Origin of the sequence: Arsukibacterium indicum, from assembly GCF_019100565.1 — a bacterium.
Taxonomy (GTDB): domain Bacteria; phylum Pseudomonadota; class Gammaproteobacteria; order Enterobacterales; family Alteromonadaceae; genus Alishewanella; species Alishewanella indicum.
The window spans coordinates 221,084-237,573 of the sequence record NZ_JAHRID010000002.1 but is presented as its reverse complement, the minus strand read 5'-3'; the positions used below and the strand labels follow the sequence as shown (position 1 = coordinate 237,573).

Annotated in this window: 10 protein-coding genes; 9 read left to right on the top strand and 1 reads right to left on the bottom strand. The window is 48.9% G+C overall.

Features of this window, described 5'->3' with window-relative positions:
• The first annotated feature begins 77 nt into the window (after positions 1-77).
• The 4 genes from KQY15_RS05620 to KQY15_RS05605 are packed head-to-tail and all read left to right on the top strand — an operon-like array spanning position 78 to position 4,294.
• A complete protein-coding gene (locus KQY15_RS05620) occupies positions 78-941 on the top strand; it encodes a MurR/RpiR family transcriptional regulator (RefSeq protein ID WP_217668070.1) in 864 nt (287 codons plus the stop codon).
• Positions 942-944: 3 nt separating this feature from the next.
• The gene (locus tag KQY15_RS05615; RefSeq protein ID WP_217668068.1) at positions 945-1,337 is read left to right on the top strand and encodes a RidA family protein; all 393 of its coding nucleotides are present in this window, start codon (positions 945-947) and stop codon (positions 1,335-1,337) included.
• Position 1,338: 1 nt separating this feature from the next.
• Positions 1,339-2,829 (top strand): sodium:solute symporter family protein, encoded by a 1,491-nt coding sequence (locus KQY15_RS05610; protein WP_217668066.1) that lies wholly within the window; start codon positions 1,339-1,341, stop codon positions 2,827-2,829.
• Positions 2,830-2,839: 10 nt separating this feature from the next.
• Entirely contained in the window at positions 2,840-4,294 is a 1,455-nt protein-coding gene (locus KQY15_RS05605) for a M81 family metallopeptidase (RefSeq protein ID WP_217668064.1), read from the top strand.
• Positions 4,295-4,324: 30 nt separating this feature from the next.
• On the opposite strand, the gene KQY15_RS05600 is transcribed toward KQY15_RS05605, so the two are convergent.
• The gene (locus KQY15_RS05600) at positions 4,325-7,495 is read right to left on the bottom strand and encodes a family 20 glycosylhydrolase (RefSeq protein ID WP_217668062.1); all 3,171 of its coding nucleotides are present in this window, start codon (positions 7,493-7,495) and stop codon (positions 4,325-4,327) included.
• A gap of 269 nt (positions 7,496-7,764) precedes the next feature.
• Here KQY15_RS05600 and KQY15_RS05595 point away from each other — a divergent pair, with 269 nt between their 5' ends.
• The 5 genes from KQY15_RS05595 (at position 7,765) to KQY15_RS05575 (ending at position 16,445) form a co-directional block, all read left to right on the top strand.
• Positions 7,765-11,070 carry a TonB-dependent receptor gene (locus tag KQY15_RS05595; protein ID WP_217668060.1) on the top strand — a complete coding sequence of 1,102 codons (3,306 nt, stop codon included), beginning with the start codon at positions 7,765-7,767 and terminating at the stop codon, positions 11,068-11,070.
• 129 nt (positions 11,071-11,199) lie between these two features.
• Positions 11,200-12,735, top strand: coding sequence for a tryptophan halogenase family protein (locus tag KQY15_RS05590; RefSeq protein WP_217668058.1), 1,536 nt, complete (start codon positions 11,200-11,202; stop codon positions 12,733-12,735).
• A 58-nt stretch (positions 12,736-12,793) separates the two neighbouring features.
• Positions 12,794-13,810, top strand: coding sequence for a cupin-like domain-containing protein (locus KQY15_RS05585; protein WP_217668056.1), 1,017 nt, complete (start codon positions 12,794-12,796; stop codon positions 13,808-13,810).
• Positions 13,811-13,914: 104 nt separating this feature from the next.
• A complete protein-coding gene (locus KQY15_RS05580) occupies positions 13,915-14,907 on the top strand; it encodes a cupin-like domain-containing protein (protein ID WP_217668054.1) in 993 nt (330 codons plus the stop codon).
• Between the two features lie 32 nt (positions 14,908-14,939).
• A complete protein-coding gene (locus KQY15_RS05575) occupies positions 14,940-16,445 on the top strand; it encodes a tryptophan halogenase family protein (RefSeq protein WP_217668052.1) in 1,506 nt (501 codons plus the stop codon).
• Positions 16,446-16,490 lie beyond the last annotated feature (45 nt).

Below are 16,490 nucleotides of genomic sequence, written 5' to 3'. Positions count from 1 at the left end.
AGTATCTTTATTGATGATGGAAATGTTACTTTAGCAAAAGTTACTGAGTAACACTATAGGACATGACAGGTAAAACGATGAGTTACGAAATTGATGTGTTATCCCGTATTTCTGAACGGTTTGTCGAAATGAGCGAGTCAGAACAGCGGGTGGCGCAGCTTATCCTCGACAATGTTAAAGCCGCAACTGAAATGAGTATTGCCAGGCTTTCGGCCAATGCCGGGGTAAGCCAGGCTACCGTTACCCGGTTTGCCCGGACAGTAGATTGTAAAGATGTGCGCCAGCTTAAAGTTAAGCTGGCGCAGTCCCTGGCGGTAGGGCAGCGTTTTGTTGACGAAACGCCTGATCTGGATGGTATTCAGGGCGTTTACGAAGCGATTAAAAACACCCTGGATTTAAGCCGGAAATTGCTGGTGGAAGCAGATATTAAATTGGCCGTTAGCTATCTGCAAAACGCCCGGATGATTTTTTGTATCGGCATGGGCGGTGGTTCATCTATTGGCTCGCAGGAGCTGCAATATCGGTTATTCCGGTTTGGTATGCCGGTTTGTAGTTATCAGGATGGCCTGCTAACCCGGATGGTAGCCGCGGCAGTAGAGCCGCAGGATGTGATGGTTGCCATTTCGCTTACCGGTAATACCGGCGAAATCATTGATTCTGCCGCGATAGCCCGCCAATACGGTGCCAAAGTGATTGCTATTACCAAGCCCGGCTCGCCGCTGGCGAATAACGCCGATATTGTGTTGGGCTTGCAGGCACCAGAAACCGATTTTATCTATAAACCGTCAGCCTCGCGCTACGCCATGCTGGCCATTATTGACGTGCTGGCGACTGAAGTGGCGAAACAGAATAAGCGTAAATCACGCGATAAGTTGCGTCGGGTAAAATTATCGCTGGACAGCCATCGCGGTGGCGACGAGCGCCAGCCATTAGGAGATTAACAAATGACCATTACACGATATGGCATAGATGAAAGTACCGGCACCGGCGGCCAGCGCTTACCCTTTGCTAAAGCAGTAGAGGCTGGCGGTTGGTTGTATGTGTCAGGCCAAACGCCAATGCGTGATGGTGAAGTGGTGGAGGGCGGTATTGTTGACCAGTCCCGGCTGGCGTTGCAAAACTGCCTGGATATTATGACGGCAGCCGGATATCAGCTCTCTGATGTGGTGCATGTAAAAGTGTATCTGACCGATGCCCGTTATTTCAGCAGTTTTAATCAGGTTTTTCGGCAGGTATTTGCTGAAGCACCGCCAGCACGGATCTGTGCAGTGGCATCGTTAGTGGTTGATTGTAAAGTAGAAGTCGATCTTACCTGTTATCGTGCTGACCGGGCTTAATATGAACAGCAGCCATTTTTTGCTTGGTTTCGGCCTTTATCTGATGCTGATGATTGTGATCAGTTATCTGGTATCAAGGCGTCAGCAGAGCAATGATGATTTTCTGCTGGCGGGGCGCAATGTCTCCACCCGTCTAACGTTTGGCAGTACCGTGGCGACGATGATTGGCACCGGTACCAGTATGGGCGCCGTTGGCTTTGCCTATAACCACGGCTGGAGTGGCATGCTTTACGGTGTTGGCGGCGCGCTGGGTATTTTACTGACAGCCTGGTTATTTGCACCGTTACGGCAAAAGCGCTTTATGACCATGAGCGAGGAGCTCAGTTATTACGTTGGAGCCAACCTTTGGGTTAAACAGGGTAGTGCAATTCTGATATTTCTGGCATCGCTTGGCTGGCTCGGTGCCCATATTATTGGCGGAGCCTTGTATTTGTCCTGGGCAACCGGAATTGACTTATTTTATGCCAAGCTGATGATCGGCGGAGCTTATACGTTATATGTGATGATTGGTGGCTACCGCGCCGTTATCTGGACAGACAGCCTGATGGCCCTGGTTTTGTTTACCGGCTTTTTACTGATGAGTTATGCGGCCGTACAAGCTGTTGGCGGCCTAAACCAGCTTAATATGGCGCTTTCACTGGCAAAGGAAAGCGGTACGGTAACGTCTATAGCCGCATTACCAGCAGTTTCACTGGCTGGCGTGGTGGCCATCGGGGTCATGGCGACCCCTTCTTTCCGGCAACGTATTTATGCTGCAAAAAGTGTTAAGACGGTACGGCGTTCTTTTACCTGTTCAGGTTTACTTTATCTGGCATTCGCTGCGTTACCCGCCTTAATTGGTATAACTGCGCGGGTGATGGCACCTGATCTGCAAAACCATCAGTTTGCTTTTACCACCCTGACGGTACTATTGCTGCCAGCGTTACTGAGCATGGTGGTACTGTTGGCCGGTTTATCGGCCACTTTATCATCCGCCAGCTCTGATGCGATTGCAGCAGTATCGGTACTGATCCGGGATCTTTATCAGGGTGCAACCGGCAGTATGCCGCCAGCGGATCGGGCTATTTTATATTCCCGGCTGGCCGTATTGCTTGTGTCGGGGCTGGCGCTTACCCTGGCGCTGTTGTCAGATGATTTAATTCGCTATATCACCGGCATGATCTCCACCCTGATGTCTGGCTTATTTGTCTGCGCCTTACTTGGCCGGTTCTGGCTGCGTTTCAGCTGGCAGGGAGCATTAGCAGCCATGCTAAGCGCAATGATAACCTCGCTGGTGTTGCTTAATCAGGCCGTCTGGCTGGCATACTGGGGCAACCCCTGTTTACCTGCGGTAGCAGCCGCTTTACTGGCTGCGGTAACGGTAAGTTTAATCACTCCGCCGCCGGCTATCAGCCGGCAACAGGCGCTGGCAATCATTACCTCACAGCGTGAGTCTGGCCCGGCTGCTTCGCAGCAACCGGCAGACCAATCACTTCAAACCCGCGTCAATTAGCGGAGGAATAATGCGTATATTTACCGCATCACTGGCTACAGAAACCAATACCTTTTCGCCAATGTATACTGACGTGCATAGTTTTTATGCCAGCTTTTACGCGCCTCCTGGTCAGCACCCCGCGACACCAACCCTCTGCAGTGCGCCTCTGATAGCCTGTCGTGAAGCAGTAGCAGCCGATCCCTCATTGCAGCTGATTGAAGGCAGTTGTGCCTGGGCGGAGCCGGGTGGCTTGCTAAACCGGCAGTCTTACGAACACCTGCGGGATGAAATTTTGCAGCAATTACAGCAAGCAATGCCGGTAGATGCGGTACTGCTGGGGTTACATGGCGCTATGGTGGCACAGGGCTATGATGACTGTGAAGGGGATTTATTGGGGCGGGTAAGGCAGATTGTTGGCCCGAAAACCATTATTGGCGCCACGCTGGACCCGCATAGTCATTTAACGGCAAAACGACAAACTGCCGCTAACTTGCTGATCGCTTTTAAAGAATTTCCCCATTTAGATTTTATGCAGCGGGCACGGGAACTGGTGCAACTGGCTCTGGCGGCGGTCAGGGGCCAGATAAAGCCTGAAATGAACAGCTTTGATTGTCGGATGATAGATGTGTTGCCAACAACCCACGAACCGATGAAATCTTTTGTCGCAAAAATAAGAAAACTGGAGCAGCAAGCCGGTGTGTTGTCTATCTCAGTTATTCATGGTTTTATGGCTGGCGATGTTGCCGATATGGGAACTAAATTACTGGTAATAACCGATAACCAGCCTGAACGGGGTCAGGCGCTGGCAGCTGAACTTGGCATTGAGCTATATAGCTTTCGCGGTCGTACCTTGCCTCAGTTTAATGATATTGCCAGTGCTCTGGATCTGGCTGGCATGGCTGACGGTACGACAGTGCTGGCTGATGTCTGGGATAACCCAGGTGGCGGGGTGGCCGGCGATGGCACACTGATTTTAGAGCAAATTATTGCCAGAAAGCTGACCGGAGTAGCGGTAGGAACGATCTGGGACCCGATGGCGGTAAAGCTGTGTTTTGCTGCAGGAGAAGGGGCGGATATTGCGCTGCGTTTTGGCGGTAAAAGTGGCGCGACCGCCGGGCCACCACTGGACAAAAGGGTCAGGGTTGAGCGTTTGCAGACCAATGCCAGCCAGCAATTTGCCGACAGCAGCGTGCCCATGGGCGATTGTGCCTTAATCAGCTTTGACGGCATTGAGGTTATTTTAAACAGCAACCGTTGTCAGTCATTTGATCCCAGTCTGTTCCGGGCGCTGGGTATTGCACCTGAGGAGCGCCGGATCCTGCTGGTAAAATCGACCAATCATTTTTATCAGGGGTTTGCGCCGCTGGCCAGCCAGATTATCTATGTTGATGCCGGCGCGCCGTATCCAAGCGATCCCAAACGTAACGACTATCAAAAACTCAGACGGCCAATCTGGCCAATAAATGAAAATCCCTTTAACTGATCAGCATACCTGTGGGGGACCACTCCTAACTCAGTCAAAAGTCAGGGGGATCCGCTCTATGCAGCCACATTGCTGCACTGTGACATACAGCAACGTTTCATCATTATTCAGGCTGACATTAGTAGGCAATAGGTTATTCAGCCGGTATTCGGCCAAAAGTGTACCGTTGCTATTGAGTTTTATCACCGTACCTTTGCCATAGCGTGCCACAAACAGATTGCCATCACGGTCAACCCGCATGCCATCCAGGCCATAATCGCTGAAGCGGGCAATTAACTGTTTATTACTCAGGCTGTGGTCGGAATTAATATTAAAACGCCAGATCCGGCGCTGCACACTCTCGTTGACATACAGGTACTGCTGGTCGGGACTGACAGCAATACCATTAGTGGTGCCCATTTCGGCCACCAGCTTGCTGTTGCCATCAGGGGCAATCCGCCACACCCGGCCACTGTTATTTGCCCAGTCAGGGTCGCTGACGAAGATCACACCATTGTCGAGTATAGCCAGGTCGTTTGGCTGATGCATGGCACTGTTATGGGCGTGAACACTAAGCTGGTTATGCTGATACTTCCAGATGTTATGAGCGGTATAATCAGCAATATACATTGCACCTGCTTTATCGAACACTATGCCATTGCCAATACTGCCCTTCGGCAGGCTAAGATAGCGCGATGCGTTACCGCCCGGCGTAACTTTACCTATAGTGCTTTCAACGGCAAAATTTACGGCGTACAAGTTGCCTTTGCTGTCTACAGCCGGCCCCTCAATGGTCGGCGCAAAAGTGTCTGGTGCCAGCCAAACCTCGCTGTGCGGCGCGAATTCCAGCAACTTTTGCAGCGGCCGGTGCAGTGCTATGATCATTTCCTGCTGAAGTGTGGCTCCCTGCGCCAGCTGCCCACTGATTAACTTGCGTTCTGCTGCAGTCAGCGGCTGTTGCTGTTGAATACGGTTAAGCAGTAGTTGCCCCGACTGACTAAGTGCTGCCACCTGCCCGGCCAGCGAAACTAATGCAGGCTTATCAACAGCTGTTAATGCCTCAGCAGCCTGCTGCCATTGTTGTAACTGGTTTAGTAGTGCGGCCAGCGTGTCCGGGTTTTCGTCTGCCAACCAACCTGCTGTCTGCCGGGTAAATTGGCGCATTTGCGGATGCTCAGCCCTAAGAAAGTCGACCAGCCGGTTTAGCGGCTCATCAGCATGATAAGCACCGGCGACCGATTTTTCATGCAGCCGGTGATAGTAGTGGCCAGGCTCCAGGGTCTGGCTAAGCACGGTCAGTGCGGCCAGCTTGGCCGGGCCGGCAAGCAAGCTGAGCCCCTGCTGTTGCTGTGCTACCGTCTGTAAAATGTTGTCAGCTGTCAGCTGGTCAAACCGCTGTTGCATCCGCCAGTACAGGTTTTGCTCATCCTGCAAGCTGGCTGCTGACCATAGCCGCTCGGCAACAGCAAAGCCGTTGGGCCAAAGCCGGATATCAATATTGTCTGGCGTTACCAGTTCGCCCCACAATGCAATTTCACCGCCGATAATTCTGGCCTCACTGGCGGCATCCAGTTGCTGCTGAGGCAGCTGAAAAGGCAGTGGCACGCTGGCTGGTTGCTGCAGAGCAACCGGATGGCCACGGACATGATAAAACGCATTACCAACCAACAGTTGGCCGTGTAAGGCTGACGGCTGCTGTATATTGCAGGTACTCATTTCGGTGATAAAGCTGCCCTGTAACGGTCCCATCCAGCTGTCTGTGTAAAAATGTAGCTGATTGGCATTAATGGTAAATTGCGATAGCAGTTGCGGCTGACGCCCTGTAAATTGTAATAAGGCCTGACTGCTGCCATCGCGCATATGCAACAGCAGTAACTGTCCGCTGATCGCGCTGCCTCGCTTGCGGTTGAATTGAAATTGCCAGGCTGACCAATGCTCCAGTGTGCTAAGTTCTGGCATTGCAACGGGTTCGGGCAATGGGTCATTGCGATAGTGATAGCTGGCAAATTGCGGCTGATCCAGATAATAACCGGTCGACAAAATAGCCTGATGGCCAGCCCGGGCGGCGTTGGCCAGCGATTCGGTGCCTCGCCATGATTGCACCAGTACCGAGCCTGGCAGCTTGTCGTCCAGCACCTCATCCCAGCCAATCATCTGCCTGTTAAGTTGCTGGACAATTTTTTGCAACCGGTTGTTAAAGTACGCCTGTAGTGCCGGCGCATTGGGCAGCTGCTGTTGTTGCATAAAGTCAACAATATGGGGCGTAGTCAGCCAGTGATCCGGCAACACTTCATCACCACCGATATGCAGGTAGCGATCCGGAAATACTGCAGCAACTTCAGCCAGTAAATTAGTAAGAAATATATAAACCTGTTCATTACTGGGATCCAATACGGCTTTATGTACTCCCCAGTGTCGCTCTGGCGTTGCAGGCCCGGGGGCGGCCATCAGTTCAGGGTAGGCTGCTCCCAGTGCAGTAGTATGGCCGGGAAGGTCTATCTCCGGCACAATCCGGATACCGCGCTGCGCGGCGTACTGCACCAACTCGCGTAATTGTTGCTGAGTGTAATAGCCGTCGCGGCCACCGACCTCATGTAACCTGGGATAGCGCAATGATTCAAAGCGCCAGCCCTGATCATCGGTTAAATGTAAATGCAGCACATTAAGTTTTACTGCCGCCATTAAATCCAGCTGACGCTTCAGGGTGGGCACAGGCAAAAAGCGGCGGGCAGGGTCCAGTAGCAGGCCGCGCCAGCGAAAACGGGGCTGGTCGATTATGGTCAGCGCCGGGATAGTCACGGCATCATCGGTGATCCGGACCAGTTGCAGTAAAGTTTCCAGACCGCGCAGTAAGCCAGTGGTCGCCGGGGCTTGCAGCTCAATTTTAGCTGGCGTTACCCGCAGCTGATAGTATTCATTCATCTCTGCCGCTGGCACCTTTTCATAGGATTCAGGTCCTGTCAGCTGTAATAGTAAAACAGGCGGGGCTTCAGCATTAAAACTCAGTCCGGTCCGCTGGCTCAGTCGCTGCTTAAAACGCTCAGTTGCTGCACTAAGTGTGGAGTTGTTATCAGGCAGGCTGATTGCAAACTCGTTGCTAAGCTGAAACTGGCCTTGTTGGCGGGTCAGTTCTGCCGGAAATGGCAGAATGGGTAAGTCTGTATTTGCGAAAGCCGGCGTTGCGCTTAGGATTAGCAGTAAAAAATAACCTACATAATGCATAACAAAAGGGCTTCTGTTGTTACTTGGTAACATATTAATAAGCAATAACGGCAAGCTTGTCTAGAATTAGATGCTATATAAAGCTGTTTTTTCGCTAATTAATGTTTACTTTTTGAACTCTATGGTACAAAGTAACATTTGAGTCTGGCGTATTTGGTAGTGATGTCGGGTTTACCGGGAAGAGCAAGATAATAATGTAACGGCTATGTCAGCAGTAAGCTTGTTGGCAGCCTGGATGGATAACAACAAGAACAGAAGAGACTTAAACTATGTCTGAATTACTGAGCGAGAACAACAAGTGCGGAATTAAAAAGGCCCGGTTAAGCCTGGCAATTTCTGCAGCTTTGCTGGGGATAAGCCCAATGTGGCTGGCGGCACAAACTTTGCCTGAGAATGACAGCGGTGTCATTGCCCAGAAAAATGCTGAAGCAGTTGAAGTAATTGAAGTAAAAGGGATCCGGGGCAGTATGCAATCAGCCCAGGATTTGAAGCGTTATGCTGACACGGTAAAAGATGTGGTTACCGCCACGGATATTGGTGCTTTGCCGGATAAATCAGTCACTGAAGCCTTGCAACGTTTACCCGGTGTTACCATAGAGCGTTTTGCCTCTTCTGATGATCCAAAACATTACGCCGATGAGGGAACCAGCGTGCTGGTTCGTGGTTTAGACCGGGTTCGCAGCGAAATTAACGGCCGTGATTCATTCAGTGCCAACCCCTACGGCGGCTTAAGCTATGAAGACTTTCCAGCCGAGTTGCTAAGTGCAGTAGAGGTAGTAAAAAACCAGACAGCCGACCTTATTTCAGGTGGTATTTCCGGCACCGTCAATCTTATTACCCGCAAGCCATTTGATTCTGACGAACGGATGTTTGCAGTCAGCGCGCAGGCAAATTATGGTGATTACCGCAAAGAGGCCACACCTTCCTTTAGTGCACTGTTCTCTGATAACTGGGACACAGATTCCGGTAAGTTTGGATTATTGGTTGCAGTATCGGATTCAGAGCTAAGAACCCGCGGTGATGGTTTTGGCCTGGGTAACTATCACAGCCGTGGCCCGGTAGATACCTTTTCTTATGATGAGTGGGGCACACCAAGCCCTGGTATTGTCGCCGGTTTATACTCGAATCCCTGTATTCCGGGTGCGGCAGACTGGCGTGCCTGTGGACCAGGCTTTGAAGACACCGTTCAATATACCCAGGAAGATCAGGCTGCTTATGTTCCTGAATTTGAGGGACAAGCATTAGAAGGTCAGCCAGATGGTGTAACCTGGTATGCTCCCGCCAGCTACACTATGACTACTGCGGAAAATGATCGTAAACGTCAGGGGCTGACAGCAGCATTACAGTGGCAGAGTGCTGACGAGAAAATTACGATGACGTTAGAGCATATTAATTCTGATGCCTCGTTAACCTGGCGGGAGTATGTCATCGCATCGGGTGATCGCGGCTTTTTGCCCTATGCGCCGAATGCGATTCAATGGTTCGATGAGGGCGACCAGGGCCGGCCGCTGACCGTTGACAACAATGGCTACCTGACCTCCGGTGTTGGCCGTTCAAATGAGCCGGAATTGCCGCTGCAATTTCGCTCCCGCTATAATTACAACGAAAGTACTGTTGAAGACACCTCGTTAAATCTGGTGTTTAAACCGACCGATATTTTAACCGTGGTTGTTGATTATCAGCATGTTGATTCAGAGCAGATCGTCCACAATAACTCTGTTACCTCACGAATTAACGGTAATCAGACTGCGCAATACGCGCCGTTCTTTCTCGATTTGCGTGGTTCATCTCCCACCATCGAGTATCTGAATGAAAATACCTCGAACCCCGCAGACGTAGAGCCGAATACTAACCCTATTCTGCGGATCTCTAATGGTATGCAGCAGGAAGAGCATAATGAGGCCAACTCAGACACGCTGCAGTTGGATGTTGAGTACAAACTTGCCGGTACCTTTACCAAAATACAAGCCGGACTATATTATTCTGAAAAGGAGCTGACAGTTCGCAATACCGACTATGAAGGCTGGCAGGCGCTGGGTACACCGTGGAATGCCCAGGCATCTTACAATGCTTCGCCGCAAGTAGTGCCGGAGCTTTACGACCGTATTGATTTCTCGGACCATAATAACGGCAATACTCTGGTTGGCCCTTACGATAGCTTTTTATTTCCGCAGATGAACCTGGCAGAAAATTACGTCCAGACCTTACGTGATGGCTGCGGTAGCTGGATTGCCCAAGGCACCGCAATGGATGGCAGTGGCGGTTGTGCACTACCTTATGAAGACTTAGCTGATCGGGTGTTCAGTCATTTTGCACCGCGTCATATCAGTTCAAGCAACACCGAGCGTACCGAATTTTATGTCCGTGGCGACTTTGAAATTGATAAGCTTGACGTTTACATTTCTGGTAACGTCGGTCTGCGCTATGTTAACTATAAACTGCAATCTACCGGCGGGATCAGTTTACCTGCCACGTCCCGCCGCGGTACCGACGAGACGGGTTCGCTTTATCAGGTGATGCAGAATCAGTACCCCAGTATTTTTGCCCTGGCGTCAGGTGAGAGCTTTGCCAGTACCATCGACGGTACTGACTACACGACCGTACTGCCAAGCTTAAATCTGAATTTTGGTATAACTGAAGATTTTATTGTCAGATTCGGCGCCTCGAAAGGGTTGTATTACCCAAGTCTGGTTGATGCGGCCAATAAAATGGTAATTAGCCTGGATTATCAAGAGGTATATCAGAACCCGGATGAAGGCAAAGATGAAGCAACCAACCCTACAGTTGACCTGACAAATATTGAAATCAGTGCCAATGCCCGCAATGCGTTCTTAGAGCCGGAAGAATCTGTTAACCTGGATCTGACCGCAGAGTGGTATTTCTCACAGGTGGGTTCACTGACACTTGGTTTATTTCACAAAAGACTGTCAAACATAATCCGCAATAAACAATTTTCGACCGAGGTTGAGGTTGATGGCACGTCCTATCCGGTGTCGGCTTACGGGCCTGATAATACCGGCTCAGGAACGATTCGTGGTTATGAGCTTTCTTATACCCAGTTTTACGATATGTTACCGGGGATGTGGAGTGGTTTAGGTATGCAATTTAACTATACCTATATTGATCAGAACGGTTTGGAAGATCCGAATACTAACCCGACCCGGCCAATTCAGTTTAATGGTGCTGGTGTGCCGATCAGTGATAACCGCAATACTTTCAGACAGTTTACCGGCCTGCCACTACAGGGATACTCTGATCAGAATGTCAATATTGTCGGCATGTATGAAAATGATGATTTCGCGTTTCGTCTGGCGTATACCTGGCGTTCAGAATACCTGTTAACACTGCGGGAGTCTGAAGAGTTTGTTCCGGCCTACTCTAAGGCTCAGGGAATGATGGATGCGAGTTTGTTTTACACTATCAACGACAACATCAAAGTGGGGTTGCAGGTTAACAACGTATTGGGAACTGATACCGAAACACAGTATCAGCAAAACCAGGAGGGTACAAAAACGGATGCCTTTACCTTCACCACAGATCGCCGGTATGCGTTGACTGTTCGTGCTGTTTTCTGATTAATGATGACAGCAGTAGCCGCCTGAACTGCGCCATGGCAACATGGCGCAGTTCAATTATTTTTGACTGCTCGTAGTAACTTTCAGTCATAAAGGCGCTTATAGTGGTTGAAAAAAGACGGTTGTACTATGCACAAATCATCGCAGAACCTATCGCAGAAATCATTAGCATCCATTTGTATTGTTGGCGGGGGCACGGCTGGCTGGATGGCGGCCACCTTACTTTGCAGTGCACTGAGGGGCAGTAATATTAAGATCACTGTTGTTGAATCCGCTGATATTGCAAGTATTGGCGTTGGCGAGTCGACAGTACCGTCAATTATGGATTTTCTGCAGGTCTGCCAGATTAATCTGCAAGAATTTATTCAGGCGACCTCCGCCAGCTTTAAACTGGGTATCCGTTTTGATGACTGGCTGACGCCGGGAGCAAATTATTTTCACCCGTTTGGCCGGGTTGGCAAAGATATTAACGGCTTTGATTTTTATCAGGCCTGGTTAAAGTCGCTGGCCGATGGCGGCCAAACCCAATGGCTTGACCATTCTGCCGCCGCTATTATGGCCGAAAATGAGCGCTTTATGCTGCGCCCGCCGCAGCCTGAAAACTGGGTATTATCAAGCTATGCTCATGCACTCCATCTGGATGCGGTGCTGGTGGCGCGATATTTACGCCAGCTTGCCATAAAGCGTGGGGTAACCAGAATAGAAGCAACGGTAGAAAACGTCGATGTTGATCCCAACGGCTTTATCTCGGGGCTGACGCTGAATAATGGCGTTAAGCTTAACAGCGATTTCTTTATTGACTGCACCGGCTTTAGTGGGCGACTGATTGCGCAGGCACTGGACGTTGGCTTTGAAGACTGGTCAAATTATTTGCCCTGTAACCGCGCTGTTGCTGTCCAGACTGAGAATGTTGGTAAGCCGGTTCCTTATACTATCGCCACTGCTCTTAATGCTGGCTGGGCCTGGAAGATCCCATTACAACACCGCGCAGGTAATGGTTATGTGTTTGCCAGTCAGTTTACCAGCGATGACGAAGCTGTTAATACCTTACTGAGCCGGCTGAGCGGCACCTTACTGAATGAGCCCCGAATTATTCCTTTTGTAACAGGTAAGCGAACGAAAATATGGCATAACAACTGTCTTGCTCTGGGACTGGCCGGCGGGTTTTTAGAACCACTGGAATCGACAGCAATTCATCTGGTATATAAAACCTTAATCCATTTTATAAAACATTTTCCTGACAGGGATTTTGACTCCTACACTGAACTCGCATTTAATCAAAAAATCGATGCTGATTATCTGGAAATCCGCGATTTTATTGTTTTGCATTACTGTACGTCGGGTCGGGATGATACTGAATTCTGGCGTTGGTGTCAGAATATGCCGTTACCAGAGTCGTTAGAAGAAAAAATAGCATTGTTTCGAAAAAGAGGGCAGATAGAGCATACCCCCGGCCAGTTTTTCTCTACTGATAGTTGGTGCTCTATTTTAGAGGGGATGAAAATACGCCCGCAAAAGTATCACCCGTTACTGGATGCTTTTGACAAGCATAGCTTAGCCAATACGCTAATTGAAAATGTGCAGAATATCCGCGCTACGGTGATGAAAATGCCAGGCCATCATGATTATATTCAGGCGCATTGTCCGGCCCAAGTAACAAGATAAGTAGCTTAACTGATAAAAACCAGAACGTAATCAATGCGAAAGGTGTGCAGGCAAGTCCATGACAACATTCAAAACTATTGCAGAATTTTCGACAATCAGTGCAGCACATTTTTTTGAGCAGATTGCGCCGGCGCAGCAGCCGATAGTGCTTCGTGGTTTCGCTAAAGATTGGCCAATAGTTGCGGCTGCCAACAAGTCGCCCGCTGATTTTGTTGCTTATCTGACTCAGTTTTATACCGGTAAAAAGGCCAAAATGGTGGTGGCACCGCCCTCTGCCAATAAGCGGTTTTATTACAACGATGACTTGACCGATATAAACTATTTAAGTGGTGAAGAGCGGGTCGACTTATTCTTAGGTCGTTTGTTAGAGCTGGTCGAAAGAGACCTTTATCCCGCTATTTCGATGCAGAACGCCGTTATCAGCGATATTTTACCCGGGTTGGTTAATGAAAACCGGTCCGACTTTTTCGCTAACCTGGAGCCACGGCTCTGGATTGGCAATGAAGGCATCGTCAGTGCTCATTACGATGGCTCAGATAACATTGCTTGTGTTGTTGCTGGCCGTCGTCGATTTATTCTGTTTCCTCCTGAACAAACGTGTCATCTGTACCCCGGCCCACTCAACTTCACCCCGGCGGGTGCACCCACCAGTCTGGTGGATCTGAACACACCTGATCATGAACGTTATCCACTGTACAAGCATGCTCTGGCTGAGGCCTACAGTGTTGAACTAGGGCCAGGTGACGCCATTTTTATTCCCATGCTCTGGTGGCATCATGTTGAATCACTGGAAAAAGTGAATGGATTAATGAATTACTGGTGGAATGGTTCTTCTGCACCGGGCGCGGTTTCACCCAGCGCTATTGATAGTTTGAATATCGCTTTGCTGGCAATGCGCAACTTAACTCAAAAACAACGTGATGCCTGGCGTTGTATGTTTGATCACTATTTATTTAAGCAGGAGATCGATCCAGGCTCATATATTCCGGAGCATCAGCAGCATATTCTCGGTAATTTATCGGCCGAAGATGTCAGAAAGATAAAAGATTACTTTATTGCCAGACTGCAGAAATAACAGTCAGAAACTGAGAGTGACAAAGCAAGCGCCCGACTAATTTAACAGGGGATGCGGACATCGAATTTATTAACAACGTTAAAGCAATTGCCGAATTTCGGGATTTGTCAGCCCGGCAGTTTTTTGATGAAGTCGTACCGGAGCAACAGCCGGCCGTACTTCGTGGTTTTGCTGCCGACTGGCCGCTAGTGGCTGCAGCCAACAAATCTGATAACGATTTTACTGCTTACCTTTCCCGGTTTTATAGTGGGAAAAAAGTGACGGTTTCTGCTGCGCCTGCTAATGCAGATGTCGGCACAGATAAGCGTTTTTTTTATAATGACGATTTGACAGGTTTTACCTTTGTCAGTGCAGAAGAGCGGCTGGATTTGTTGATGAGACGCTTACTCGAACTTGCAGATCAGGACTCTGGCCCTGCCTTATCGATGCAAAGCGCATTAACTGAAGATATTCTGCCCGGTTTAGTTGCTGATAATCCCTCGGCTTATTTTCCCGATGTACAACCGCGTTTATGGCTTGGCAATGCCGGGGTAGTGGATACCCATTATGACGGTACTGATAACGTTGCCTGTGTGGTAGCAGGGCGGCGTCGGTTTGTGCTATTTCCGCCGCAGCAAACCAGTAACCTGTACCCTGGCCCTCTGGAGTTTACGCCGGCAGGTGTGCCAGTAAGTATGGTTAACCTTCGTAAGCCGGATTTTGCTCGCTATCCGAGATTCAAAACGGCATTACAAAACGCCTGTTCTGTAGAGTTGGGACCCGGTGATGCGTTATTTATACCGATGCTCTGGTGGCATTATGTTGAGTCGCTGGACAAGGTTAACGCGCTGATAAATTACTGGTGGAATGGCTCGTTTGCGCCTGATGCAACCTCGCCAAACTTTTCAGATAGTCTGAAAATTGCAATTTTAGCCATGCGTGATATGACCCCCAGACAACGCAATGCATGGCGCTGCTTGTTTGATCATTATTTATTCAGGCAAGGAGTTGACCCTGCCTCCTATATTCCAGCGCATCAGCTGCATATATTAGGAGAGATGTCGCCTGAGTATGTAAGGTCAGTCAAAGACTACTTTATAAAAAAATTACAAAAATAAAAAATGGCTAAAATTCAGATGAGTAAACTTTAATGTCAGATAACGGATCCAAACCTGAAAAAGTATTGATTGTTGGCGGAGGCACAGCCGGCTGGATGGCGGCTAACTTATTAGCCTGTAAATGGCCTGGCACTGAAATTTGTCTGGTTGAGTCGAAACAGATAGGGATCATTGGCGTAGGCGAGGGCAGTACTCCGCATTTAAAATTGTTCTTTGATGCTATTGGTGTCACAGATCTACAGTGGATGCCACGCTGCAATGCCACTTACAAAAATGGAATTACTTTTGATAAATGGTCAGCTGTTAGCGGTTTCGAGTCTTATTTTCATCCTTTTGCAGCACAAACCGATGATGTGTTTACGGTTCCGCTTTTTTTCAGGAATATTCAGGCAAGAATGCAGGGCTATGATGTAGATGCTCATCCGGATAACTATTTTCTGGAGACATATTTAGCCAGACAGAATCTGGGGCCGTTGCCTGCTGAGTCTTTTCCTTTTGGCGTTGCCTATGGCTATCACTTTGATTCCGCCCTTTTAGGGCAGTTTCTGGCAGAAAATGCCCAAAGCAAAGGTGTTACCAGAGTCTACGGAAATGTGGCTGATGTCATAGTTGATAACGATGACAGGCTGAGCGCTGTCAAACTCAGCGATGGTACTTTACTCGCCGCCGACTTTTTCATCGATTGCTCAGGCTTTGAGGCGTTGCTGATGCAAAAAGCATTAAAAGTCAGCTATTTAAGTTTTAAAGATAATTTATTTAATGATTCGGCAGTCGTTATGCCAACCACAATATCAGCTGTGCTGCCGGTTGAAACAACAGCCACGGCATTGTCGAATGGCTGGGCATGGCAGATCCCACTGCGCAATCGCTTTGGTAATGGTTATGTTTATAGCAGCGACTTTATTGATGCCAATCAGGCTGAAACTGAACTGAGGCAGCATCTGGGTTTATTAGATAGTGATGTTGCTGCCCGGCATTTGAAGATGAAAGTAGGGCGGGTCGAAAAACACTGGCATAAAAACTGTCTGGCTGTAGGGTTATCGCAAGGGTTTATCGAACCGCTGGAAGCTACCGCCATTGCGCTTTCATTTAATACCATTGCTCAGTTTATTGATTATTTTCAGAAGGGTAAGTTTACAAATAAATTTGAAGAAGCCTTTAATTCAGATATTAACGCCCGATTTGACGGCATCAGAGATTATGTGGTTTGCCACTACAAAATGAACCAAAGAACCGATAGCGACTATTGGTTGGCGAATGCCGCAAATAACAACATTTCCGCTACCTTAAGCAAAATTTTAACGCTTTGGCAGCACAGTCCGGATTTCGCTGCGGATATGCATAAGTACAAATTGATGGGGAGCTATCAACCTAAATCCTGGGCATGCATGCTGGCAGGCTATGGTGTTTTTCCTGTCAAAAACAGGGAGCCATCGGTTGATTATTCTTTTTATCAGCAGGAAGTAGAGGCCTTAAGTGACTTTATCCGCAGGTGTGGCCTGAATTTTAAAAAACACAGTGAGCTGCTGGCATTGTGATTGTTTAAACAGGTTAATCACTGTCACTCCGGTATGACAGATTAC

What these genes read in the sequence shown, in the direction of transcription:
- KQY15_RS05620 (WP_217668070.1), top strand. Translation starts at nt 78, where the DNA reads ATGAGTTACGAAATTGATGTGTTATCCCGTATTTCTGAACGGTTTGTC.
- KQY15_RS05615 (WP_217668068.1), top strand. Translation starts at nt 945, where the DNA reads ATGACCATTACACGATATGGCATAGATGAAAGTACCGGCACCGGCGGC.
- KQY15_RS05610 (WP_217668066.1), top strand. Translation starts at nt 1,339, where the DNA reads ATGAACAGCAGCCATTTTTTGCTTGGTTTCGGCCTTTATCTGATGCTG.
- KQY15_RS05605 (WP_217668064.1), top strand. Translation starts at nt 2,840, where the DNA reads ATGCGTATATTTACCGCATCACTGGCTACAGAAACCAATACCTTTTCG.
- KQY15_RS05600 (WP_217668062.1), bottom strand. Translation starts at nt 7,495, where the DNA reads ATGCATTATGTAGGTTATTTTTTACTGCTAATCCTAAGCGCAACGCCG.
- KQY15_RS05595 (WP_217668060.1), top strand. Translation starts at nt 7,765, where the DNA reads ATGTCTGAATTACTGAGCGAGAACAACAAGTGCGGAATTAAAAAGGCC.
- KQY15_RS05590 (WP_217668058.1), top strand. Translation starts at nt 11,200, where the DNA reads ATGCACAAATCATCGCAGAACCTATCGCAGAAATCATTAGCATCCATT.
- KQY15_RS05585 (WP_217668056.1), top strand. Translation starts at nt 12,794, where the DNA reads ATGACAACATTCAAAACTATTGCAGAATTTTCGACAATCAGTGCAGCA.
- KQY15_RS05575 (WP_217668052.1), top strand. Translation starts at nt 14,940, where the DNA reads ATGTCAGATAACGGATCCAAACCTGAAAAAGTATTGATTGTTGGCGGA.